The sequence below is a fragment of the Asticcacaulis sp. genome (assembly GCF_027484505.1).
In the GTDB taxonomy this organism is placed as follows: domain Bacteria; phylum Pseudomonadota; class Alphaproteobacteria; order Caulobacterales; family Caulobacteraceae; genus Asticcacaulis.
In genome coordinates, this window is record NZ_JAIXSV010000103.1 from 1 (window position 1) to 23,112 (window position 23,112).

Below are 23,112 nucleotides of genomic sequence, written 5' to 3' on the forward strand. Positions count from 1 at the left end.
CTTCGTTTCGTGTTTTTCGTGTTTTTGGCTTCGCCGAACTACGTTTCGTGGCTAAATCTTCAGCGGCTAAACCCTTTACCCGGTATCCAGCGGGAACAGGTCGGGCCACAACAGATTGAGGTCTTCGCGGCTGTAGGCTTTGAGCGCTTTCAGCAGCGTATCGCGCGTTTCGCCCATTTCATACAGGCGGGGGAGCCTGTCCCCGTGGAGGATTTCCACATCTTCGTCACGGATCAGACCGTAATCGTGCTGCGTTAATGGGGTGCCTTGTGGTCGGGGGATGGCCACGGTGTTCAGCACGCGCTCCCGCAAGGCCACTTCCTGCGGGGTCAGGGACCTCGACGAGGCAATGGGTTCAGATTTCGGTTTGGGCTGAGGTTTGACCTCGACTGGCGCGATAGGCGCGGGTGCAGGCTGAGGCTGAGGCTGAGGCTGGGGCTTGGATTGCGAAGCGGCCTTGATCTGGTCGATCCTGGCCTTGAGTTCGCCGACATAATCGCGCGGCGGGCGTGGCCACTGCATCCCTTTCAGCGCATCGGGTTTGAGCGTGATGAAGGGCACATCCGGCGCCTTGTCGAGCCAGTTTCCGGACCATTCGAGTTTGTTTTTCAACTTCACCTGATCCTCGATGGCGGCGATGGCGTGTTTGTGCGCCAGTGTCTGAGAGGCGTCGCAGCGCGCATAAAGGCGCTCGATCATCAGCGCGGTGCGAATGCCCTTGGACCGCCTCCGGCGTTTCGGGCGCGTCCATCGCGCTTAAGGCGCGCAACATCCGGTCCGCATAGGCACGCAAATGTTCGCGCCGCTGTTCGGGGGTCAAGGGGCCTGCCATGTCCGTCGTCTCGGTCATGCCCAAAAGGGTAACCGCGCTTTTTACGCGGGGGATAGATTTCGCATCCGAAACCGGGTGCAGGGGCTGCGCCCCTGCCCGCCGGAGGCGCTTAAATCCCGACACATTATAATAGCTATCGGATAGCCTTCAGCTAACTGCGTTGATATTTCAGAATATCTTTGACGTGACTCTCCTCTATACCTAGGAACTCGGACATTTCAGCAACGGTGATATCGGGGCGTGCACGGCGAAGCTCTTCGACAGTCCATAATAGCGAAGGGGCGATGTATTCGACGAAACGGCATGGCCTGCTGAGCGCCCTCCCCGTCCGTAAAACGTCTTCGTAGGTTAGCCAGCGCTGCGGCCATTGGCCGTTGTTGCGTATCAAATCCGCTTGTTCAGACGTTAGGCGGGCGACGAAAAAGTCATCATATATTCGCTCCTCCTGGGCGATCAGCCAATCGGTATGGCAGGTTTGACACTTCCCCAGCCATAACCACCAAAGGTCATCACCAGGCATTGCGCATTCGCTCACTGAGGCAAAGAACCGGCCGTCACGTCCGTTTCCTCCCATTGCAATGACATCTTCATCAGCCACGGCCGGACACTCGCACATGAGGGCCGGGCGCAGATGCGCCTCAAGCTGTTGGCGCATGTCTTCGACCTGATAACGGTCGGCATAGTTCATTTCGATCAGCCTGAAATGAAGCTCTGCCCCTAACGCAACGCTGAGCGCGGCTTCGTGGGCATAGACCCAGGCTTCGAACTTCGCAACGGAGGTATCCCGGCGGATGAAGTTCCACAGGGCACTATTGATCTCTTTGTCCAATTCCCCTCCCAGTTCCGGGTGCAGGGGCCGTGCCCCTGCCCGCCGGAGGCTCTTGATCAGATACTCAAAAGATAGCCAAAAGCTATCCCACATTTATTCAATAACTTATTGCCGCCACTCTTCTCAGGCTTTTTTTAAGTGATCCTTGAAAAACAGAAAGCGGATAGCTACCAACTATCTAGCATATATCCGATAGCCATAGGAAAGCTATGCACAGGCTATCGGTTGGATTTCGGTTAGCTATTAACTTTCTGTTAGCTATTGGGGAGCTAGATTGTGGCTAACCGAAAGCTAACGGGCGGCTGTCCAAAACCTGTCTGGCAGCTACTGGACGGCTTTCAGAGAGGAAGCCGAAGGCTTTCCCACAGCTTTCCGTTAGCTGGCGGAAGGCTATCGGCTGGACCCTGCCTCAGAATCGGCGCAGGTAAAGCGTTAACACTTCATTAACTTTTGCGCAAAGAGCGGCAGGCTAGCCAGTGGCTATCCGATAGCCTGCTCAGGGAGCCCGACATGCCGGTCATATCCTTCATTTCGCCCAAAGGCGGCGTGGGCAAGACCACGGCGGCGACGCTGATGGCCACGCAACTGGCGCGCAAGACGCAGGTCATTATTATAGACGCCGACCCCAACCGTCCGATCCTCGCCTGGTCACAGTTGAACGGCTGCCCCGCCAATATCCGCATCGTGTCAGACGCCAATCAGGAAAACATCCTCGACAAGATCGAGGAGGCGGCGGCCGAAGCGCCGTTTGTGGTGGTCGATTGCGAAGGCACGGCGTCATTGACGGTGGCCTATGCCATCGGGGCGTCCGATCTGGTGGTGGTACCGACGCAAGGCTCACAGCTGGATGCCAAGCAGGCGGCCAAGGCGCTCAGCCTGATCAAGAATACCGAGCGTCAGTCGCGCCGCCCGATCCCGCATGCCGTGCTGCTGACGCGCACCAATCCGATCATCAAGCCGCGCACCCTGTCGGCCATTCACGAGCAGTTGCGCGCCCATGGCATTCGCCTGTTCGACACGCAGTTGCACGAGCGCGAGGCCTTCAAGGCCATGTTCTCGTTCGGCGGGGCGCTGGAAACGCTGGACCCATCGCAGGTCGCCAATATCGACAAGGCCGTGGCCAATGCCCGCGCCTTTGTTGCCGAAGCCATTGAATTGCTGAAAAATCCGGACGCGGTTCCGGCTCAGGAGGTCGCTTAATCCATGTCCGAACGCGCTTCGATCTTTGACGACGATCTTGACCTGTCGGCGTTTGACACCCGGCCTCAGAAATCCGGCATACCCAAGCCGGATAAGGACTCGCTGCGTGCCGTGGCCGAGGCGAGGGGCTTCCCCAGCCGGGAAGCCGTGGCTATGCCGGCGGCGCCTGAGCCCGTTCTGCAACGCCGCTACCGCACCGGCCGTAACCGCCAGCTCAATCTGAAGGTCACGGATGAGGCGCTGCGCCGCTTCTATGCCGTGGCCGACGCGCAGGGGCTGGTGCTGGGGCAGGTGTTCGAACAGGCCGTTGAGGCGCTGGAGGAAAAATTGAAAGCCGAGGGCAGGATCTGATCATGGCCCGCCGCGCCGCCGAATCGCAGTTCGACCTGTTTATCCCGCTCGTCAGCGACATGTCGCTGAAGGACCAGCGCGAGCTGATGGAACGGCCGTTTTTCAGCCTCGCCAAGCGCAAGCGGCTGAAACCGATCGAATATACCAGCCCCGATGGCGACACCTGGGTGAAGGTCTCCGGGAATGCCGAATTTGGCATCGCCACCATCTGGGACGCCGATATCATGATCTGGGCGGCCTCGGTGCTCAACCGCCTGAAAGAGCAGGGAGTCAATGACTTACCCCGGACTCTTAAGACGACGTCTTATGATCTGCTGCGCGCCATCAAGCGCGATACGGGCGGTAAATCCTATCAGGAACTGAACGCGGCGCTGCAAAGGCTGGAATCGACGACCATCCAGACCTCGCTGCGCGCGCCCAAGCGTAAGGACAAGGCGCAATTCGGCTGGATTGACGCCTTTCAGCTGGAGGTAGACCCGGAAACCGAGGCCCCGCGGGGCATTTCGATCACCTTGTCCGACTGGGTGTATCAGGGGATCGTCACTGAACGCTCGCTGCTGACCATGCATCAGGACTATTTCCTCCTGACCGGCGGCATGGAGCGCGCCCTTTACCGCGTGGCGCGCAAGCACGCCGGCGATCAGGAGGGAGGCTGGACGTGCCGCATCGCGATTTTGCATGAAAAAACCGGCTCAGACAGCCCGCTCAAGCAATTTACCTACCTCTTAAAGCGCATTGTGGCGAAGAACGCCCTGCCGGAATACGAAATGACGCTGACCAAGACCAATGACGGTTCGCCGGCGGTGCATTTCATCAAGCGCGACATGGAAGAACGGGTGAGGGTGCGCGACGCGCTGAAAACGCTGGAGCGCCAAACCGCCGAAGACCAGCGGGCGTTGGAAATCGACGGCCTTATGCACAAACGGTTCTAGGAAAATCTGTCGGGGGATCAGTGACTTTTTGGGGCCGATTCGTCGGGGGAACGGTGACCACACTATCGGGGGATGAGTGACCGGATTGACGGGGGAATGGTGACCGATTCGCTTAAGGTGAGTCGGGGGAACGGTGACCTACTGGCGTTTTTCTGCGGTTTTGCCCTCAAAAGCCGGTTTTCGGGGGAATGGTGACCGGATTTACCGCCGAAACAGGGTTAAAAAGCCGCAGGCAAGCTGTGGAAAATATTCTGTTTTTCCCAAGTCCCTTATCGGGGGAAGAGTGACCACCTGCACGGGGGAACGAAGACCCATCTCGCGGGGGATCAGTGACAAAGTGACGGGGTATCAAAGATTAACAAAAGGTACCCTTGTTGATTTTAAAGGGGAATTCCGGCTGTTTTTTCCCTTAACCTATTTAACTAGATTCACTAACAGACTCTCTTAACAGCGAGAGGGGAGCGGTATTAAGGTCCGTGCGCGGTCCGCCTTGTGCGACCTTTGAAGGGTCGCTCAGGCGGACATCCACGGGGAAAGACAGTTAACGCACAACCGACAGAGTCACCGAACAGCACAGTCACCGGGATTTACGGTTCAGAGCGCCCTCTTGTTTGGGCTCCGCGCGTGGGTTTGCAGTGACCGCCCTCAATACCGCCGAGATATACCCGCCAGGCTCTGATTTCAGCCGTAAAGCCACGGTTTTGATGCTGAAAAACGACCCCACAAGACACGGAGTCGCTTGGAGTCCAAGGGATTGCGGCGAAAAGAGCCCGTCACTGATCCCCCGATAGTCCGATAGCCTCTGAAAAGCGGGCCGCGAAATGAGGTGACGGCCTCCGATTCGGTCGCTAAGGAAACGATCAGTACATTCAACCCCTTGCGGAGACGCGACATGGCGGTCAGCATCCATTCCGATTTCGATGGTGGCAATATCGAGGTGGTGAAGGCGCACGAGGACGGTCGTTTCGATCTCGCCATCCTCCCGGATCATCAGTCGCACTATTATCAGTGGTTCTATTTCCGCGTGGACGGGGCCTCCGGCGTCGATCTGGAGCTGCGCCTGACCAATGCCGGGGGATCGGCCTATACGGGCGGCTGGGCGGGCTACAGCGCCCGTATCAGCCCCGATGGCGTGCAGTGGACGCAGACCGACACCACCTATGCCGACGGCGTGCTGACCATCCGTCACCGGCCGGCCTCTGAAAGCCTGTGGGTCGCCTATTTTGCGCCCTATGACAGTGACCGTCACCGGGCGCTGGTCGAGCGGGTGAAGGCCTTGCCGGGCATGGGGCACCGCGTTTTGGGTCAGACGCTCGACGGCCGCGATCTCGACCTGTTCCGCGTAGGGGAGGGGCCGCGCGCCGTGTGGCTCTATGCGCGTCAGCATCCGGGCGAGACCATGGCCGAATGGTGGATGGAAGGGGCCATTCCGTGGCTGTGCAGTGACGCGGTGGAGGCCGTGGCCCTGCGGGCGGCCGCAACCTTTTACATCGTGCTCAACTGTAACCCGGACGGCAGTGCGCGCGGGCATCTGCGCACCAATGCCGCCGGCACCGATCTGAACCGTCAGTGGGCCGCGCCATCGGCGGAAAAGAGCCCGGAAGTGCTGGCCATCCGCAACACCATGGACGACACCGGCGTTGATTTTGCCATCGACGTGCACGGCGACGAAGCCATCCCGCACGTCTTCATGGCCGGGTTTGAGGGCATACCGTCGTGGACGCCAGAGCGTGACGCCCTCTATCGTCGCTATCTGGCCGCCCTGTCGGCGCGCACGCCCGATTTCCAGACCACCTATGGCTATGCGGTCGATGCGCCGGGGCAGGCCAATCTGGCCGTTTCGACCAATGCCGTGGCCGAACGCTTCGGGGCCATCGCCATGACGCTGGAAATGCCGTTCAAGGACCATGACGACGCACCGGACGCCGTTGAAGGCTGGTCACCGGCGCGCTCTCAGGCGCTGGGCGTGGCGTGCCTGAAGGCGCTGTCTGACGTGATCAAGGAGATTCCGCTACGCCCGCGCGGCTGAAAACATCTGCGTGAAGCAAAGGTTTGCGCGATTAGAGCGGAGTGATTTCTACTGGAATCACTCCGCTCAAGCCGCCATTGAGGCGGCGGCCAAGGTGGCGAAGCCACCGCCCGGCGAGGGGTAAAACAAAAATCTAAATCATTATGTTTCTATCAGAAATCATAATGATTTAGAGCGCATTTCGTTCAAAGTGAATCGAAACCACGCTCTAAATTTTTGGTTTAACGCGCTTTTTTTATCCGAAAAGTGCGGCACACTTTTCGGAAAGCGCTTATCGGGGGATCGGTGACCGCATCTCCTGACTCGACTCCGCCCGATTCGCCGCGCATGGTGGAATGGGAACACACACGGAGCGGATCATGTTGAACGATATTCTTGGTGCCTTGGGCAGTAAGCTCGATCTGGGTAATCTGGACCTCGCCGGTCTGGCACAGCAACTGGGCGGGCAAGGCCTGATCGGTGACGTGCTGGGTCAGTTGCAGCAGGGCGGTCTGGCCGAGGTGGTGCAGTCGTGGGTGTCGAACGGTGCCAACCTGCCGGTATCTCTGGAGCAGTTACAATCGGCGCTGGGGCCGGACATGGTCAATCAACTGGCCGGGTCGCTGGGCATTGATCCGGCGCAACTGGGTGATGTCCTGCCCGGTGTGGTCGATCAGTTGTCGCAGGGTGGGCAATTGCCGCAGGCCATAGCCGAGGCCGCTCCGAACTTGTTGGGGCAGGATGGCCTCGGCAAACTGCTGGGTGGACTGTTCCGTTAATACTTATAGACGGCGCGTGCACCTGTGGTGCGCGCCTGTGGCCTACTCCATTCCCTTGAGGGCACGGGCCGAGCGCAGACCATTGCGGCGCAGGGCCTGCACGGCGTGGCGCAGATCGGCCAGAGCCTGTGCCCGTGTGCTGCCGGACGCTTCATAAGCGGCGACCGTTTCGGCGATCAGTTCGGCTTCGGCGGGCCAGTTGTCGTTGGCAGCGATCAGTGTAGGGGTCATGGCGGGCATATTACGGCAGGAGAGGGGACTGTCTATAGCGGAAGGGGGTTAAAAATTACCCCGGCAGCAGGCCGTTTTCGCGCGCGGTTTCACGGTCGAGGATCATCTGAATGGCTGGACGACCCATAAATCGGTCCACAGCACGCCCATCCTCACGATAGAGACCGTCCGCCACGCGAAATATGCCCTTAAGACACTCAATAGCCGGCTGCGCCACCGCCTGACCGGCCACCAGCACCCACGCTCCGTCATACAGTCGGCCCATCGCACCCTCCGATATTGTTCTTTATTTGTTCTCACATGTGGGCGCGAATGTCAAGTGTCTGTGCCGGGCGTTCGATATCTGGTAGCTACCGGATTAAAAACCTGAAGATATCCATAGCAGGATGGGTTCCAATCCGTCCATCGCCGTAAACAGCAGACCGATAAGGAAGACCAGCACATGCAATCCCAGTAAAAGGGTAGCGTCTGCGAGGCGATCTCTCCGTCGTACCCAGCTTGACAGACATACGTAATATACAGGGGCAATAATGAGCAAAATGATGACGGCAAGGGGCTGAACAATCGCCAGCATTACCAATGCAAAGCAGAGAATAGACAGGGCGGCTGTGACGCCTAACCACAGGCTTTCCAGAAATAAGATGAATACCCGGCGAATGACTGACATCCCCTTACCCGAACCATAGATCCCCAACCCTACTGTAGAGCCTTGTGGGCAAAGGACAAAGCTAAATATAAGAAAATTGGTTATGACCAATACCGCTCCACCCTATAACTTTTGGGCTTGATTTCGCGGAAAATCCGCCGTCACATAGACGTCAAACAGGGAGCCCCGCATGACCTTCGCCCATTCCGTCAGCCTGAGCACACTGGCCCTTATCCTGTCCCTGACCGCCGGTTGCGCTACTTTGCCGCCCCCGCCGGTGGCACCGCCCGCTACGCCGACCGTTGCCGCGCCTGCGCCGGTACTGGATCAGACCACACTGGACCGTTTGGGGAGCCAGCTCGGCTATCGCTGGGAGATCGTCGATAACCGTCAAACCTGCGACAAGGCCGCCTGCTTCCTGTCGGCCCTGACCCTGACCCTGCCCCTGCCCGAAGGGAGCGACCTGCCTACCGGCTGGAGCCTCTATTTCTCCTATGTCGGCGCGTTTGTGCGCTTTGAAAGCGACGCCTTCGACCTGAAACAGGTCAATGGTGACCTCTATACTCTGACGCCCAAGGCCGGCGTCGCACTGAAAGGCGGCGCCTCGCATACGGTTCGGGTTTGGGGGCAGGGGCATTTCTATGCGCGCGGCTTCATGATGCCCAATGCCTATGTGGCGGCGTCGGGCTTCACCCCGCGCACCCTTGCCGCGTCAAAGGCGGTGACCGACCCCGAAAGCGGGCTGGAAACCCTGCCCTTTGTCGCCCCCATGACCGATGAGGCGAAGCTGGGCACCCAGACCCCCGACGACAAGACGCAATGGCTGACGCCGCAACGCGCTTATGAACGCAATGCCGCGCGTAACGTCGCCCTGACACGTCCGGCCGTGGTGATCCTGCCCACCCCGGCCAGGGTGACCCTGCAAAAGGGCCCGCCGCTTGATCTCAGCAAAGGATTTGATTTACGTCTGAAAGGTCTGAGCCGCGACGCCATCGCGCCCGCCGTAGAGGCCCTGAAACGGGCCGGGGCCGGTGAGGGGCGCGGCCCGGCGCTCAGTGTCACCATAGACCCGAAACTGCGCCCCGAAGCCTATCGTCTGACGGTTGGTCAGAGTGTCACCATCCGCGCCGGATCGACGACCGGGGCCAACCACGCCCTGCGCTCGCTGGCCCAGCAGACGGCCTTTGATGGCGCTCAGGTGCGGCGTATGACTATCGAAGACGCGCCGCGCCTGCCGTTCCGGGGCCTGCATATCGACGTGGCGCGCAACTTCCACTCCAAGGCCTTTGCGCTTGAGACCCTGGAGCAGATGGCCACCTATAAGCTTAACCGACTGCATCTGCATCTGGGCGACGACGAAGGCTGGCGGCTGGAAATCGACGGCCTGCCGGAACTGACGCAGGTGGGCGCCTATCGCTGCCACGACCCGGCCGAAGAGACCTGCCTGCTGCCGCAACTGGGGGCCGGGCCGGAACGCGACACGCCGGTCAATGGCTACTTCACCAAGGCCGACTATATCGACATCCTCAAGGCGGCGCAGGCGCGCGGTATCGAGGTCATCCCGTCCTTCGACATGCCGGGCCATAGCCGTGCGGCGATCAAATCCATGGAGGTGCGCTATCACCGCCTGATGGCCGCCGGTGATGCGGCGGGAGCGGCGCAGTACCGGCTGGTCGAACCGGAAGACACCACGGCCTACCGCTCGATCCAGCATTACAACGACAATACGCTGAATGTCTGCCTGCCCGCCACCTATGCCTTCATCGACAAGGTGATCGACGAGACGATGAAGCTGCATCAGGCCGCCGGTGTGCCGCTGAAGCGCTACCATATCGGGGCGGATGAGACGGCGGGAGCGTGGACGCAATCGCCCGCCTGTCAGGCCTTTATGGCGCAGAACGGTCTGAAAGCGCCGCAGCTTACCCCCTATTTCATCGAGCGCGTCTCGGCCTATCTGGCCGAAAAGGGCATTGAGGCGGCGGGCTGGAGCGACGGCATGGGTCATACGGACGCCGCGCGCATGCCGGGAGTGCAATCCGATAAAGTGGGCACCACTTTTCGGAAAGAATTGCACGACAAACAAAAGCTTAGAGCAGGGTTTCGATCCGATCTGGACGAAACCCGCTCTAAGGTCGTACAGTCGAACATCTGGAGTTCCACCCTCGGTACGGCGGCCACCGAAGCGCACGATCAGGCCAATCGTGGCTGGGAAGTCGTTCTGTCGGTGCCCGATGTCACCTATTTTGACATGCCGCCCGCCCCGGACCCGGACGAGACGGCCTACGACTGGGCGTCGCGCGATACGGACAGCTACAAGATTTTCAGCTTCCAGCCGGAAAACCTGCCGGCCAATGCCTCGCTGCTGACCGATATACGCGGGCAGGGGGCGACGGTGGCTGACACAACGCCCTACGCGCCGGGGCGCGGCCTGACCGGCCTGCAGGGGCAGTTGTGGTCTGAGGTGGTGCGCACGGACGACGAGGCCGAATATCGCCTCTTCCCGCGCCTCCTGCCTCTGGCCGAACGCGCCTGGCACCGGGCGGGCTGGGAAGTGCCGTATAAGGCGGGTGAGAGCTACACCTATGGCGACGGCAAGGTCGATCCGAAGGCCGTGCTGGGCGACTGGCAGGGCTTCCGCGACCGGCTGGGGGTGCATCTGCGGCTTCTCGATCAGGCGGGGATCGCCTATCGCCTGGCCCCGCCGGGCGCGAAGATCGAGGACGGGCAGTTGCTGGCCAATGCCGAAATCGCCGCCACCCCCATCGAATACCGCCTCACGGGGGGCGAGTGGACACCCTATACCGGGCCGGTGGCGGTAAGTGGCCCGGTCGAGCTGCGCGTCACCTCCCCCGATGGCCGCCGCAAGAGCCGCAGGGTACGGGTGGAGTAGGGAGACTGTTGTGAGTCATCATTTGGGTGTATAAACGCACCAATAGTATGACTCACATGAGGGCCGATATGGGGACGGTACGCAAGACGATCACTCTGACCGACCAGCAGGATGCTTGGGTGAAAGCGCAGATCGAGAACGGTCATTACACCAATGACAGCGAGTTCATCCGCGACCTGATCCGGCGTGAGCAGGCCCGTATGGCCGATATTGAGGCGGTGCGGGCGGCCCTCATCGAGGCCGAAAACAGCGGAGAACCGCAGCCTTTTGACCCGGAGGTCTTCAAGCAGCGGATGCGTCATGGCTGAATACCGTCTGGCCCCGACCGCTGAGCGAGATCTGGAGCACATATGGCGGACAACGGTCAGCGAATGGGGCGTGGCACAGGCTGAGCGTTACTCGACAAGCTGGCGGAAGCTTTTGTAAGACTGGCCGAAGCTCCTGAAAGGGCTGTCGCCTGTGACCATATACGGCTGGGTTACCGACGACGTGCAGTTGAGCGTCATATCGTCTATTTCCGCAAAACCACCTATGGCATAGACATTATGCGGATTTTGCACGACCGTATGGACGCCACGAAGCATATCTAAAAACCATATAAAAACAGAGGAAACGTCATGCTGAAATCCCTGATCCTGTCGGCGGTTGCGCTGACGGCCCTGTTAGTTGGCGCACAGATGCGCGCGGCCGATGCGACCTCACCGGTTCCAGCGGGCTATGCGCTCGACTGGGCTGAGGAGTTCAATACACCCGGCCTGCCTGACGCGAAGACCTGGGTCTATGACACGCAGGCCAACCGCAGCGGCTGGTACAATAACGAAAAGCAGTATTACGCCGCCGGGCGGCTGGAAAATTCCGAGGTGAAGGACGGTACGCTGCGCATCACCGCGCGCAAGGAGCGTCTGAGCGACCGTGCCGATTATGGCGGGCAAGACTACAGTTCGGCGCGCCTGCTCACGCGCGGCAAGGTCAGCTTTCTTTATGGCTTCTACGAAATCCGCGCCAAAATGCCGTGCGGGCAGGGCTCTTGGCCGGCCATCTGGATGCTGGGCACCGATGCGGGGTGGCCGGACGGTGGTGAAATCGACATCATGGAGCATGTGGGCAAGACGCCGGGCCGGACCTTTGGCACCGTGCATAACCGCTATACGATCGACAGCGTGGGCGGTTCCGGCAACGGCAATGGCATCGACGTGCCCGATGCCTGCACCGCCTTTCATAAGTACCAGCTTCTGTGGACGCCGCAAAAGCTCGACTTTTTCGTCGATGGGCAGCGTTTCCATACCTATGTCAAAACCGATATGCCGGGGGCGTGGCCCTTCGACAAGCCGCAGTTTTTGCTGCTCAATCTGGCCATTGGCGGCAATATGGCCGGTGAGGTGGACGACGGCATCTTCCCGCGCACCTTTGAGGTCGATTACGTGCGGGTGTGGAAAAAGCGCTAAACCCGCCGCTTGCGGTGGCGGGGCTGGGCTCCTATAAATAGCCTATGCGCTCTGGTCTCCTCAAAGTGATGGTGATTGTGGCGGGACTGCTGGCCATGCTGTCGGGCCTGCACGCGCCCGAATCCGCCGGTCCGTGGGCGCATCACGAAGACACCCATGTGCACCTGCACGTCCGGTCGTCGGAAGCGCCCTGCTGCGCCGACAAAGGGGCCTCGTCGCTGAAGGTCTGCGGTCAGCACTGCGCCGCCATCGCCACCGCCAGCTTCCTGTTCATGCACTTACCGAGCGTAAAGGCGCTGGATTTCCAGCCGCGTCACCGCCACGGCATGGGCCTGAGCTATCGCCCGCTGGCTCCGCCGCCGCGCTGAAACCCTGAAAAATGAACCGACGCGGAGCGCTCTGACGCGCCCGCGCCTTTGCTTGCTCATTTTACGGGTTTTCCCATGTTTTACCGATACGGGGCCTTGCCCCTTCTGGCGGCGTCTGCCGCCTTGCCCCTGCTTGTCTGCGTGACCTCCGCACAGGCACAAAGCCTCCCCCCTCAGACAGAAGACGCGCCGGAAGACACAATCGAAGAGGTGGTGGTTCAGGCCACGCGCGCTGGTCGCCGGCTTCAGGACGAGCCGATCCGCGTCGAAGTGATCGGCCGCGAAGAGATCGACGAAAAAAGCCTGATGACCCCCGGCAATATCTCGACCCTGGTCAATGAGACGCCGGGCATCCGCGTGCAGGTGACCGCGCCGTCGCTGGGGGCGGCCAATATCCGCATTCAGGGCATGGCCGGGCGCTACACCCTGCTGCTCACCGACGGTTTGCCGCTCTATAGTGGGCAGTCGCTCGGTCTGTTGCAGATTCCGCCGACCGATCTGGGGCAGGTGGAAGTGATCAAGGGCTCGGTCTCGGCGCTTTACGGTGCGTCGGCGCTGGGCGGGGTGATCAATCTTGTCTCGCGTCGCCCCAGCCCTGAGCCGGAAAGCGAGGTCCTGCTCAACCTGACCCACCGCGGCGGGCAGGACGTCACGGCCTATAGCTCCGCCCCGGCGACGCAGAGCCTCAGCTATTCGCTCACCGGCGGCTATCATCGTCAGTCCCGCAAGGATCTCGATGGCGATGGCTGGATCGACATGGCGGGGTTTGAGCGCTGGACGCTGCGTCCGCGTCTCTTTTGGTATGGTGACAATGGGGCCAAGGCACTGGTCACACTGGGGGCTATGCGCGAACAGCGCGAGGGCGGCACCCTAAGCGGGCGCACGGTCCCGGACGGCACGGCCTTCCCCGAAACGCAGGCCTCACGCCGCGTCGATGCCGGAATCACCGCGCAGTTGCCGCTGGAAGGATTGGGCACGCTCAGCCTGCGCGCCTCGTCCATGACCCAGCGGCACGAACACCGCTTCGGCGACGTCATCGACCGCGACTCGCACCTGACCGGCTTTGCCGAGGCGGCGCTGAAGGGTGAGACGGGGCCGACCGCCTGGGTGGGTGGGGTGGCCTTTCAGTCCGACCACTACCATTCCAAGGGGTTCAGCGGCTTCAACTATCACTTCAGCGTCCCCGGCCTGTTCGGGCAGGTCGAGCAGACCATGGGTAAGCGCCTGACACTGGCCGCCAGCGCGCGCCTGGATGACCACAGCCGCTACGGCACGCAGTTCAGTCCGCGTCTGTCTTTGCTCTATCGTCCGGGCCACTGGACGGTGCGGGCGTCTGTCGGGCGCGGGTTTCACGCCCCGACGCCCTTTGTCGAGGCCGTTGAGGCCACGGGCTTTGGCCGGCTTGAGCCGCTGGGCGACCTGCGGCCGGAGGTGGCGCGCACGGCCTCGCTCGACCTGACCTATGTCAGGGGGCCGATGGAAGCCAATATGACCCTGTTCGGCGCGGATATAGACGATGCGGTGCAGCTACGTGAAACGGGTCCAAATTCGGTCAGGCTGGTCAATGCGGCGGGCGTGACGCGAACGCGCGGTTCGGAATGGCGTCTGCGCTATCGTCATGAGGCGCTGACCCTGACCGGTTCCTACGTCTATGTCGATGCCACCGAGCCCGATCCGTCGGGGATCGGCCGCCGCGATCAGCCCACGACGCCGAAACACACGGGCGGCTTCGTCGCCATGTGGGAGGAACACGACATCGGACGGATCGGCTTTGAGGCCTATTATACCGGGCGTCAGACGCTGGACGACAATCCGTACCGGAGTGAAAGCAAACCCTACTGGGAGCTGGGCCTGCTGGGTGAGCGCGTGGTGGGGAAGGTGCGCCTGTTCCTCAATGCCGAAAACCTGCTCAATGTGCGCCAGACGCGGCACGATCCGCTGGTGCGGCGGCAGCGGGCCGCCGATGGACGCTGGACGGTTGAGGCCTGGGCCCCGACCGACGGGTTCGTGCTCAATGGCGGGGTGCGGATGCGCTTCTGATCCGGTTACCGGGTTGGGTCAGAGCGGAATGATTCTATTTGAAATCATTCCGCTCAAGCCTTGTTTATCAGTAAGGATAGTTGGTCGTCTTGGTGCAGACGCGGCGGGACGGACGATAGCCGCCCCAGATGGGGTCGCCCATTGCGCCTTCATAACGCACGCTGTCGCAGTCTTCGTCGCGGTCGCGATCCTTGCTGCGGTCGCTGAAATCGAGCGAGATGGAGAGCGACTTCGACGTGCCGCCGCGCGCATAGCCATAGCCACGACCATAGCCGTATCCGTAAGGGTCGTAAGCCGACGCCCCATAGTGACCATAGCCCGGCCCGTAGCCATAGCCATAAGGGTCGCCGTAAATATAGCCGTTTTTGCCGTGATCGGTCTGGCTGTAGGCAATGCCCAGCGTGCCGGTTTCACCCACCGGGATCAGGGTTGCCACATAGGCGCTCTTATAGCCACCGGTGCCGATAGAGACGCCTGCTTCGCCGTGGATCTGACGCTTCTGCGGGCCGGTGTCCTCATCGTCGCGGCCCCAGGAGGTCGGCTGACGGCGGTCGGGGGTGCGCGTCCCGTCCAGCGTCGAAAGCACCTGCGCCTGCGTGGTCTTCGCTGTGTCTTCGGCGGTCACCGGGGCGACGCTGGCCGAAGGTGTGGCCGCATCAAGGGCCACCTTGGGGCGGTTCGTGGCCACGATCTCATCGTCTGCCGCGCAAACCGACAGCGGCATCGCGACCAGCGTACCGAGGATCAGACCGGAAAGGGCGAGGGGTTTCAGGGGCATAACGGGGACTGTGAGACGGCTATGCAGCTAAATTAAGGCAGGCGTGTAACGCGGTGGTTTCTACCCGTCACGCGGGGCGGCGGCGGACCCGCGGCGGACGATGAAATAGTCGAGTTGTTGCGCCGCCGGGACTTCGCGGCCATTGATGCGCTCCAGAAGCAGGCGCGTCGCCTCTTCGGCCAGCCCCTTCATCGGCTGATGTACGGTCGAAAGCGGCGGCCACACGCTGCTGGTGCCGGGCGCATCGTCGAAGCCGACGATAGAGACGTCTTGCGGCACCGACAGTTTCAGCTTGGCTGCCGCCGCCATGGCCCCGAAGGCGATATAGTCGGCAGCGGCGAAGAGGGCGGTCGGGCGGTCGGCCTGCGACAGCAGGGCCTCGGCCTCATCGAAGCCGTTGTTAACCCGCACATCGCCGCGCACCACCCATTCCGGCCGCGCCGCCAGCCCGGCCTCGGACAGGGCACGCAGATAGCCGGCCTTGCGGTTGTCGTTCGATCCGCGCCCGCGCAGGTTTTCGATAAAGGCGATGCGTGTGTGGCCCAGCTCGATCAGCCAGCGCGTCAGCTCATAGCCCGCCGCCACATCGTCCATAAACACATAGGGGCTGCGCTCGAAATGCTGGACGGGCGAGATACGCACCACGGGCACGCCCAACTCGTCAAACAGGTCGATCATGGCGTCGTCGTCGCACACCGGCGGGGCCAGCAGCACGCCGTCAAAGCGCGAGGTGGCCAGTTGCGCCTTCATCTGCGCGCGCGGCAGGTGACGCAGTTCCGCCACCCCTTCGATAATCAGATGATAGCCGGCCTGATGGCAGGCATCGAGGGCGCCGATCTGAAGCTCATGCTGGTAATAGTGGGTGACGGGGCGCTCGAAAATCAGCCCGATCATATAGCTGCGTGACCCCGACAGGGCGCGGGCGGCGGGATTGGGCTTGAACCCCGTATCGGCGATCAGGGCCTCTATCTCGGCGCGCTTTTCCGGCCGCACGCCCGGCTGCTTGTTCAGCACCCGCGACACGGTCTTGATGGAAACGCCCGACAGTCGGGCCAGATCGACGATGGTGATACGGGACACGGGTAATCGGATAAAAATACGATAAAAGAAGGCTTAGCGGTGATGGATGTCCCTGTCTATAGGCGCAACTGTGTGACCTTTATGTCGCGCCACATGACAACGTTGACGTATCGGCGCTTGCGCGGGGGATAACACTGCCCTACAGATAGGTCAGACCGCGAAAACGCGGCACCACAGGGGAACGAAATGGCCGCAACTGACCGTCTATCCTTGCGCGAAAAGATCGCTTATGGCGCAGGCGACCTCGGGTTCAACTTCTACTGGACGACCATTTCGGCCTTTGGGCTGATCTTCTTCACCGACGTCTTCGGGCTCGACCCGCTGGCGGCGGGGACCATGCTGCTGATCAGCCGCGTCCTCGATGCCTTCGCCGATCCCATCATGGGGGCCGTGGCTGACCGCACGCGCAGCCGCTGGGGGCGCTTTCGCCCGTGGATTTTCGGAGCCGCCGCGCCGATGGCTGTGCTGGGCGTGCTGTGTTTCTTTACCCCGCCCTTCGATCACGACGGTAAGCTGGTCTATGCCTACCTGACCTATAATCTGCTGATGATCGTCTATTCGATCGCCAACATCCCCTACAGCGCCCTGTCCGGTGTGATGAGCGCCGACGGGCAGGACCGCACCACGCTCAATTCGTTCCGTTTTGTCGGCGGCTTTCTGGGCGGCACCATCGTTACCTATGCCACGCCGCTGCTGGTCAAAAGCTTCGGCGGGGCCAACCCGGCGCAGGGCTGGCCCATCGTCATGGCCATCTATGGTGTGGCGGTCGTGGCCATCATGGCGCTGGTCGTGCTCAATACGCGCGAACGCATCAGCCCGCCGCCACAGCAGGCCTCCAGCCCCTGGCGCGACATCCGCGACCTGTTCGGTAACAAGCCGTGGCTGGTGCTGTTTGCGCTGGCTCTGGTCATCATGGTGACCATCACCCTGCGCATGGCCACCTCGGCCTACTATATGCGCTATGTGGTGGGGCGTGAGGACCTGATCGGGCCGTTCCTGACCTCTTACGGCGTGGCGCTGGCGGCGGGTGCGCTGCTAACGCCCATGATGACGAAATGGATCGACAAGCCGCGCCTGATGATGATTCTGATGGGCGTCGTCGCCCTCCTGTCGGCCAGCTTCTTTGTCATCCCGCCGGATCAGATCGTTCTGATGTTCGTCGTGCAGGTGCTGATCGGCCTGTGTCTGGGGCCGAAATCGCCGCTGGCCTACGCCATGTATGCCGACGCGGCAGACTATACGGAATACCGCTTCGGGAGGCGCGCCACGGCCATGACCTATGCGGCGGCGACCTTTTCGCAGAAGCTGGGCGGGGCGCTGGCCTCCTACCTCATCGGCGCGGGTCTGAAGGCCGTCGATTACGTCGCCAACGGCCCGCAGACCGTCGAAACCAAGGGCATTATCACCGTGCTGATGTCGCTGGCCCCGGCGGCGGCGGCCCTGATCTCGGTCGCTGTGCTGCTGCTGTATAAGCTCGACAAGGCCAGCATGAGCGCCGTTTCGACCGAACTGGCGCGGCGACGGGCGGCGTTGGATGCGTAATTAGCGAATCTGGTGACGCAGGTCGTACACCCCGCGCCGCGCCGCCAGCACGGCCCCCATCAGGTCGAGGCTGATACCGGAAAGGTCGGGCTGAAAACCGTCAATATCGCCCAGTCGGGCAGCGACAAAGTCCACCACCTGCCTCAGGTCGCTGGCGCGCGCCAGTTCCTCCACCGGATCAAAGATCAGGTTGATGACCTGACGCCGCAACTCCGGGCGGAAATCGGTCGCGCCCGCGTACAGCCGGACCATGTAGTCGATAATGCGGCTCAGGCCCGCCATCTCGTTCAGCAGGGGCGGACTGAACAGAAAACGTCTGAACTCGACCGGCTCCGAGCGCGACAGCGCGGCGGCCACGACAAACAGTGCCGCCGTCCACACGCGGTCGCGACTGTGACGCAGCAGGGGCATGTGGCCGTTCATCAGACGGTCAAAGGCGGGCGTGTCGAATTTCGACAGCGTAATCCCGTTTAGAATTAAGGGCGCCAGTTGCGCCCAGGCTTCGCGACGCCGACCGGTCACCTTCTGCGGCTCCCACGGCTCCACCAGCAGCGCATCGACCAGATCGGCGATGTCGGACAGGGCGTCGGTGGGGGTGGCCACAGCGGGCGAATAGGTCATGAGCAGGGCTTTCGGAAAACCGTTTCAGACAACAGAGATGGGCGTTCAGTCGTTGGCGGCGATCAGTCGCCACTGCGCCGACTTGCCGGCGGCAAACAGACGCTGCATGGCCTGACGCACGCCGCGAATGGCGTCGTTACGTTCGCTGTGCTGCGCCACCGGCTGCTGATCCTTGAGCACCTGCCAGAGCTGACCGTCAAAGCGCACTTCGAAACGGGAAGGGATATGGGCGTTGACCAGCCCGGCCTCACCCACGGTCGGCCACAGGGAATCCCAGGTGTCGGCGGGGGAACGGAAAGGGGTCATGCGCAAGATCCTCTAGATCAAATCTAGATCAAATAAAAAAGCCCGGCGGGGTCGCCGGGCTTCGTAATTCAGGCGGCCTGAAGATTGACCGCTGCCGCCTTGCCGCGGTCGCTCTGGACCTCGTAGGCGATCTTCTGGCCTTCGACCAGCATCCGCCAGCCGGCGCGTTCGATGGCCGAGATGTGCACGAACACATCATTGCCGCCGTCATCCGGCTGAATAAAACCAAAACCCTTGTTCGGGTTGAACCACTTTACAATACCGACAGCCATGTTGGCCTCCGTTCGCATATAGACGTGCGCCGTCTGCCCCGAAAACCGGGACGTTCGAAAAAAGAAATGCTTGGGAGAGGCCAATACAGGCAATCAGACAAAGCGGTCTGTGTTTCGAGATTTTACTATATCACAGCTTGAAATACTTTTCGCCCTAAAAGCGACAGTCGAACGCTTTATTTTGGTTCAGTCTATCATTTCAGCGACAAGACGGCGCAATTCTTCCGGCGTAAACAGGGGCGGGGTAGGGAGGTGGCGCGTATAGGCGCGGTGAAGGGGGGCCGCAACGCGACCGTGACGGCCATTCGGGGCCGTGGGGTATGGGATGTGTACATGATATGCCTATCCGCCAATGGGCGGAGTCTAAGAGGGTTGGAGCGCACTCGGCGTGGAAGCGGGCGCAGCCAGAACGAGAAGGGGAGATAACGGTCAGGGACGGCGCTTCGCCTGTCCGGACACAACATGACCCTAAGCGCTAATTGCGGCTTTTCAGTGTCTTTGGAGGTCAGGTGGCCGAATAGACCTCCGCCGCCACCTCTCTCAGGCATTCGCGGAACCAGATCAGGGCCGGGTCGCGGCCGCGCAGGCGGTCCCACACCAGCACCAGCCGCATGGGGTCCGGGGCCAGCGGTGAGGGTACGCAGACAAGGCCAAACGTCTCGGCCAGCCGCTGTGCCAGCGCTTCGGAGACGGTGGTGAGAAGGTCGCTGTGGCTGACGGCGGCCAGCGCCGCGGTGAAATAGGGGGTGCTGAGGGCGATACGCCGCGACAGGCCGCGCGCCGCCAGCGCGGCGTCCAGCTCGGACTGACCATCACCGAAAATGCGGATGGCGGCGTGCGGGAAGCGCTCATAATCTTCGGGCGTGACGGTCTGATCGGCCAGCGGATGCCCGCGCCGCATCACCAGAGCCAGCCGGTCGTAACCCAGCGGCAGGGTTTCGGTGCCGACGGGCAGGGGCGTCGTCTCCAGCGCAAAGGCGAGATCGAGCCGCCCCTGCTGCATCAGGGTGATGGTCTCCGGGCCATAGGCCGACACCTGCACGTCCATGCCGGGAGCCTCGCGCACCAGCCGCGCGGTCAGGGCGGGCAGGAGCAGCAGGGTATGCACGTCAGAGGCTACCAGCCGCACCGTGCGCTTTTCCTGCGCCGGGTCGAAGCGCTCTTCGCGGAACAGGCCGCGCACCCCCTCTAATGCGCTCGCTACCTGTGGGGCCAGCCGCTCGGCCCTGGGCGTCAGGGTCAGGCCGCCACCGGAGCGGATCAGCAGCGGATCGTCGAACAGGTCGCGTAATCGCCCCAGGGCACGGCTGACGGCGGGTTGGCTGAGGCCAACCTCCTGCGCGGCGTGGGTGACATTGCGTCGCCTCAGCAGGGCCTCAAGCACCGGCAGCAGGTCGAGATCGATGGCGGCTAAATTCTTATTTTGCATAATGCTTATATAAATAATGCATTTTTGGTATAATGTAATCCGCGTTATCTTGGGGCTGACCAACAGGAGTGTGTCATGTCCGAGAAAATCGTCATCTTCGGTTACGGCCCCGGTGGCCGCAGCCTCACCGAGCGTCTGGTGGCCGAAGGCCGCCGTCCCCTGATCACCCAGCGTTCGCGCCCCAAAGACCTGCCGCCGGGCGTCGATTTTATGGCCTCGGATGTGCTGGATGCCGCTGCGGTGCAGGCCGTAACGCGCGACGCGACCCACATCGTCATCACCATCGGCTTTGAGTATTCGACCGCCGTGTGGCGGCAAAGCTGGCCCGTGGCCATGACGAACCTGCTCAATGCGGCGCGTGAAACCGGCGCGAAAACGCTCTTTTTCGATAATCTCTATATGTACGGACCACAAGACGGGCCGATTTCGGAAACGACGCCCTATGCCCGCTGGGGCGGTAAACCGGCGGTGCGCCGGGCTATCTCTGAGCAGTGGCAGATGGCCTCAGCGAAAGGCGAGGTGGTGATGAGCGCCCTTCGCGTGCCGGACTTTTACGGCCCCGGCGTCAGCAACAGCCATCTGGGCGATCTGGTCTTCGGGCGGCTGGCGCAGGGCAAGCCGGCGCAGATGGTCGCCTCACCGGACATGCTGCACGATTTCGCCTACATACCGGATGTGGCGCGCGCCATGGCCTTGCTGCTCGACCTGCCGGTGGCCGAATATGGTCAGGGCTGGCATATGCCGAGCGCGCCGACGCGCACGCTGCGCCAACTGATCGCGCTGGGTGCCGAGGCGCTGGGTCAGCCCGCGCGGATTCAGGCCATACCGCAGAGCCTCCTGCCGGTGCTGGGGCTGGTGACGCCCTTCATGCGCGAACTGCACGATATGCGCTTTCTGTTTGATCGCCCCTACCACATCGACGGCCGCAAGCTGACGCAGCGCTTTGGCTTTGAGATCACGCCGTTCGAGGTCGGTATACCGCAAACGGCGCTCAGCTACCGATGAGGGGAACCGAGCGAACCAGTACATGGCGTCTTCTGTGTTGACAGGTCATAGGTGAGAAATTCGGGAGATTTTTGTAATACTGGCTATATGAAAATAGCTTTGGCGAGATAAATTGGTAATGACCGTACCACGAATTCACCATTACATCCCTCAATTTTATCTGGATAATTGGACAGGCTCTGACGGTCAGCTTGTGGTTTATCGGCTTGGACAGCCGTTTCGCGAGCCATTTCGATGTGCTCCCAAAAATGTATGTGCAGAAAGAGACTTATATGCAAATAGAGCATTGCAAGCGCATACGATTGAAGCACAGTCAACGGAATCAAAGTTTTTTGCCGATATTGATGATCGTGCCGCCAACGCGCTGAACTTTCTTCTAAATCGGAAACCGCTCGAGCCGCAGGTGCGTGATGATTGGGCGCGCTTTCTGATGTCTCTGTTTCATCGACAACCGATGGAAGTTGGCTCACTACGCGCCAAAGCCCGATTGGAATGGCAGTCCATCGTAGCGGGCACTCACAGAGACGCACCGCAACAACATATGCAGACTGTAACCCTTTACAGGGACGACTTTACTCGAAGCTTCGCCTACGATGCCGAGGATTTAGCCCTAAAGACGCTGGAAAGCGTCGTTGATAGTGAGCGAATAGGCAATGTTCTTGTGAAGATGAATTGGTCTTTATACACTCTGGCTAAGCACGCTCCTTCGTTTTTAACGGCAGATATTCCCACCATAAAGACGGAAGGGCTTATGCAAGAAACATCTTCAGTTCTCTTACCGGTTTCACCTAGGCACCTGTTCATAGCATGTGCGTCGGAGCGCGCTTTAGGGGGACTCGATAAGCTGGCACCTAAAGAGGTGGCCACAATGGTTAATACAGACGTTATTGCGCACGCCCGGCAATATATCATTGCCAACGATGCTTCCCAAACCCGGTTTATTCAGAACCGCTGGCCACAGCCTTAAAATTCTCTTGGCAAGCCTGTTATCAATGATGCCCCGGCGCATAGGGGAAGGTCAGGGATTTATAATAGTCCAGTGACTTTTCGGGCGCCGTCACCCCGGCGGGCAGGGGGCGGCCCGACTTCGACTGGAAATAGGCGATAGAGGCGTCGCGCCACCATTTGGCTTCGCGCGCCTGTATGCGCAGAGTGCTGGCTATGGCCTCGAAGCGTTCGGCATCGACATAGGGTTTCATCGCCGCCCACGTCTGTTGCATGGCGGCGGCGTCCTTCGCCCCTTTGTCATAGGTCAGGATCAGTTCATCCCACAACGGGCGGCCGGAGCGCGTCCTGTAGTCCCACGACAGGTGGTGGAACCACAGGAGGTAGCGCTCATCCATGGCTTTTGGATCGGCCCAGACCCTCTGCGCCTGCGGGTCGTACTGGCTCAGGGCATCAGAGCCAGTTTTTGTGCGGTCGAAGCCGATGCCGTTGGCGTCCGCCTTATGGTAATAGACAGGGTTCCAGTCGGGCCGGCCCAGATTATCCACCCACGGGCCGGGGCCGTAGTGGTGCCCGGTGTCCA

26 protein-coding genes and 1 pseudogene are annotated in these 23,112 nt (G+C 61.2%); 15 read left to right on the forward strand and 12 right to left on the reverse strand.

Annotated features, from left to right (window positions below):
• Nucleotides 1–75: 75 nt before the first annotated feature.
• Both Q0072_RS06335 and Q0072_RS06340 read right to left on the reverse strand, forming a co-directional pair.
• Complete coding sequence (locus Q0072_RS06335; protein ID WP_298327333.1) at nucleotides 76–699, reverse strand: hypothetical protein; 624 nt, start codon at nucleotides 697–699, stop codon at nucleotides 76–78.
• A gap of 284 nt (nucleotides 700–983) precedes the next feature.
• The gene (locus Q0072_RS06340) at nucleotides 984–1,661 is read right to left on the reverse strand and encodes a hypothetical protein (RefSeq protein ID WP_298327337.1); all 678 of its coding nucleotides are present in this window, start codon (nucleotides 1,659–1,661) and stop codon (nucleotides 984–986) included.
• Between the two features lie 510 nt (nucleotides 1,662–2,171).
• Here Q0072_RS06340 and Q0072_RS06345 point away from each other — a divergent pair.
• The 5 genes from Q0072_RS06345 to Q0072_RS06365 all read left to right on the forward strand — a co-directional run bounded on the left by Q0072_RS06345 (nucleotide 2,172) and on the right by Q0072_RS06365 (nucleotide 6,931).
• Nucleotides 2,172–2,861, forward strand: a complete 690-nt coding sequence (locus tag Q0072_RS06345; RefSeq protein WP_126423191.1) for a ParA family protein — start codon at nucleotides 2,172–2,174, stop codon at nucleotides 2,859–2,861.
• Between the two features lie 3 nt (nucleotides 2,862–2,864).
• A complete protein-coding gene (locus Q0072_RS06350; RefSeq protein WP_298327342.1) occupies nucleotides 2,865–3,212 on the forward strand; it encodes a stability/partitioning determinant in 348 nt (115 codons plus the stop codon).
• Between the two features lie 2 nt (nucleotides 3,213–3,214).
• Nucleotides 3,215–4,144 carry a replication initiator protein A gene (locus Q0072_RS06355; RefSeq protein ID WP_126423195.1) on the forward strand — a complete coding sequence of 310 codons (930 nt, stop codon included), beginning with the start codon at nucleotides 3,215–3,217 and terminating at the stop codon, nucleotides 4,142–4,144.
• A gap of 892 nt (nucleotides 4,145–5,036) precedes the next feature.
• Nucleotides 5,037–6,173: a M14-type cytosolic carboxypeptidase gene (locus Q0072_RS06360; protein WP_298327343.1), complete on the forward strand. Its 1,137-nt coding sequence runs from the start codon at nucleotides 5,037–5,039 to the stop codon at nucleotides 6,171–6,173.
• A 359-nt stretch (nucleotides 6,174–6,532) separates the two neighbouring features.
• Nucleotides 6,533–6,931, forward strand: a complete 399-nt coding sequence (locus Q0072_RS06365; RefSeq protein ID WP_298327346.1) for a YidB family protein — start codon at nucleotides 6,533–6,535, stop codon at nucleotides 6,929–6,931.
• Nucleotides 6,932–6,973: 42 nt separating this feature from the next.
• On the opposite strand, the gene Q0072_RS06370 is transcribed toward Q0072_RS06365, so the two are convergent.
• From Q0072_RS06370 to Q0072_RS06380, 3 genes are all read right to left on the reverse strand, one after another.
• Entirely contained in the window at nucleotides 6,974–7,162 is a 189-nt protein-coding gene (locus Q0072_RS06370; protein ID WP_126423199.1) for a hypothetical protein, read from the reverse strand.
• Between the two features lie 55 nt (nucleotides 7,163–7,217).
• Nucleotides 7,218–7,427 (reverse strand): hypothetical protein, encoded by a 210-nt coding sequence (locus tag Q0072_RS06375; RefSeq protein ID WP_298327349.1) that lies wholly within the window; start codon nucleotides 7,425–7,427, stop codon nucleotides 7,218–7,220.
• Nucleotides 7,428–7,520: 93 nt separating this feature from the next.
• Nucleotides 7,521–7,829, reverse strand: coding sequence for a hypothetical protein (locus Q0072_RS06380; RefSeq protein WP_298327352.1), 309 nt, complete (start codon nucleotides 7,827–7,829; stop codon nucleotides 7,521–7,523).
• A 169-nt stretch (nucleotides 7,830–7,998) separates the two neighbouring features.
• Here Q0072_RS06380 and Q0072_RS06385 point away from each other — a divergent pair, with 169 nt between their 5' ends.
• From Q0072_RS06385 to Q0072_RS06415, 7 genes are all read left to right on the forward strand, one after another.
• Complete coding sequence (locus Q0072_RS06385) at nucleotides 7,999–10,698, forward strand: family 20 glycosylhydrolase (RefSeq protein WP_298327355.1); 2,700 nt, start codon at nucleotides 7,999–8,001, stop codon at nucleotides 10,696–10,698.
• A 68-nt stretch (nucleotides 10,699–10,766) separates the two neighbouring features.
• Nucleotides 10,767–11,006 (forward strand): type II toxin-antitoxin system ParD family antitoxin, encoded by a 240-nt coding sequence (locus Q0072_RS06390; RefSeq protein ID WP_298327358.1) that lies wholly within the window; start codon nucleotides 10,767–10,769, stop codon nucleotides 11,004–11,006.
• Entirely contained in the window at nucleotides 10,999–11,124 is a 126-nt protein-coding gene (locus tag Q0072_RS06395) for a type II toxin-antitoxin system RelE/ParE family toxin (protein WP_298327361.1), read from the forward strand. The genes Q0072_RS06390 and Q0072_RS06395 overlap by 8 nt, the downstream gene beginning before the upstream one ends.
• A 2-nt stretch (nucleotides 11,125–11,126) precedes the next feature.
• Nucleotides 11,127–11,288 carry a type II toxin-antitoxin system RelE/ParE family toxin gene (locus Q0072_RS06400; RefSeq protein WP_298327389.1) on the forward strand — a complete coding sequence of 54 codons (162 nt, stop codon included), beginning with the start codon at nucleotides 11,127–11,129 and terminating at the stop codon, nucleotides 11,286–11,288.
• A 27-nt stretch (nucleotides 11,289–11,315) separates the two neighbouring features.
• Nucleotides 11,316–12,143 (forward strand): glycoside hydrolase family 16 protein, encoded by an 828-nt coding sequence (locus Q0072_RS06405; protein WP_298327364.1) that lies wholly within the window; start codon nucleotides 11,316–11,318, stop codon nucleotides 12,141–12,143.
• 44 nt (nucleotides 12,144–12,187) lie between these two features.
• Nucleotides 12,188–12,511 (forward strand): hypothetical protein, encoded by a 324-nt coding sequence (locus tag Q0072_RS06410; protein ID WP_298327367.1) that lies wholly within the window; start codon nucleotides 12,188–12,190, stop codon nucleotides 12,509–12,511.
• A gap of 75 nt (nucleotides 12,512–12,586) precedes the next feature.
• Nucleotides 12,587–14,551 (forward strand): TonB-dependent receptor, encoded by a 1,965-nt coding sequence (locus tag Q0072_RS06415; RefSeq protein ID WP_298327370.1) that lies wholly within the window; start codon nucleotides 12,587–12,589, stop codon nucleotides 14,549–14,551.
• Nucleotides 14,552–14,618: 67 nt separating this feature from the next.
• On the opposite strand, the gene Q0072_RS06420 is transcribed toward Q0072_RS06415, so the two are convergent.
• Both Q0072_RS06420 and Q0072_RS06425 read right to left on the reverse strand, forming a co-directional pair.
• Entirely contained in the window at nucleotides 14,619–15,329 is a 711-nt protein-coding gene (locus Q0072_RS06420; RefSeq protein WP_298327372.1) for a hypothetical protein, read from the reverse strand.
• Nucleotides 15,330–15,389: 60 nt separating this feature from the next.
• Nucleotides 15,390–16,409: a LacI family DNA-binding transcriptional regulator gene (locus Q0072_RS06425; protein WP_298327374.1), complete on the reverse strand. Its 1,020-nt coding sequence runs from the start codon at nucleotides 16,407–16,409 to the stop codon at nucleotides 15,390–15,392.
• Between the two features lie 186 nt (nucleotides 16,410–16,595).
• Between Q0072_RS06425 and Q0072_RS06430 the strand changes: the two genes are divergently transcribed.
• A complete protein-coding gene (locus Q0072_RS06430; RefSeq protein ID WP_298327377.1) occupies nucleotides 16,596–17,951 on the forward strand; it encodes an MFS transporter in 1,356 nt (451 codons plus the stop codon).
• On the opposite strand, the gene Q0072_RS06435 is transcribed toward Q0072_RS06430, so the two are convergent.
• From Q0072_RS06435 to Q0072_RS06450, 4 genes are all read right to left on the reverse strand, one after another.
• On the reverse strand, nucleotides 17,952–18,572 hold the full coding sequence (locus Q0072_RS06435; RefSeq protein ID WP_298327379.1) for a hypothetical protein: 621 nt from the start codon (nucleotides 18,570–18,572) through the stop codon (nucleotides 17,952–17,954).
• A 45-nt stretch (nucleotides 18,573–18,617) separates the two neighbouring features.
• Entirely contained in the window at nucleotides 18,618–18,878 is a 261-nt protein-coding gene (locus Q0072_RS06440) for a hypothetical protein (protein ID WP_298327381.1), read from the reverse strand.
• 68 nt (nucleotides 18,879–18,946) lie between these two features.
• Nucleotides 18,947–19,150 carry a cold-shock protein gene (locus tag Q0072_RS06445; RefSeq protein ID WP_013480794.1) on the reverse strand — a complete coding sequence of 68 codons (204 nt, stop codon included), beginning with the start codon at nucleotides 19,148–19,150 and terminating at the stop codon, nucleotides 18,947–18,949.
• 505 nt (nucleotides 19,151–19,655) lie between these two features.
• Entirely contained in the window at nucleotides 19,656–20,579 is a 924-nt protein-coding gene (locus Q0072_RS06450) for a LysR family transcriptional regulator (protein WP_298327383.1), read from the reverse strand.
• A 75-nt stretch (nucleotides 20,580–20,654) separates the two neighbouring features.
• Here Q0072_RS06450 and Q0072_RS06455 point away from each other — a divergent pair, with 75 nt between their 5' ends.
• On the forward strand, nucleotides 20,655–21,584 hold the full coding sequence (locus Q0072_RS06455) for an NAD-dependent epimerase/dehydratase family protein (protein WP_298327385.1): 930 nt from the start codon (nucleotides 20,655–20,657) through the stop codon (nucleotides 21,582–21,584).
• Between the two features lie 118 nt (nucleotides 21,585–21,702).
• Nucleotides 21,703–22,551, forward strand: a complete 849-nt coding sequence (locus Q0072_RS06460) for a DUF4238 domain-containing protein (RefSeq protein WP_298327387.1) — start codon at nucleotides 21,703–21,705, stop codon at nucleotides 22,549–22,551.
• Nucleotides 22,552–22,573: 22 nt separating this feature from the next.
• Here the strand turns inward: Q0072_RS06460 and Q0072_RS06465 are convergent.
• A pseudogene (locus Q0072_RS06465) lies at nucleotides 22,574–23,112 on the reverse strand (alpha-glucuronidase); the annotation flags it as partial.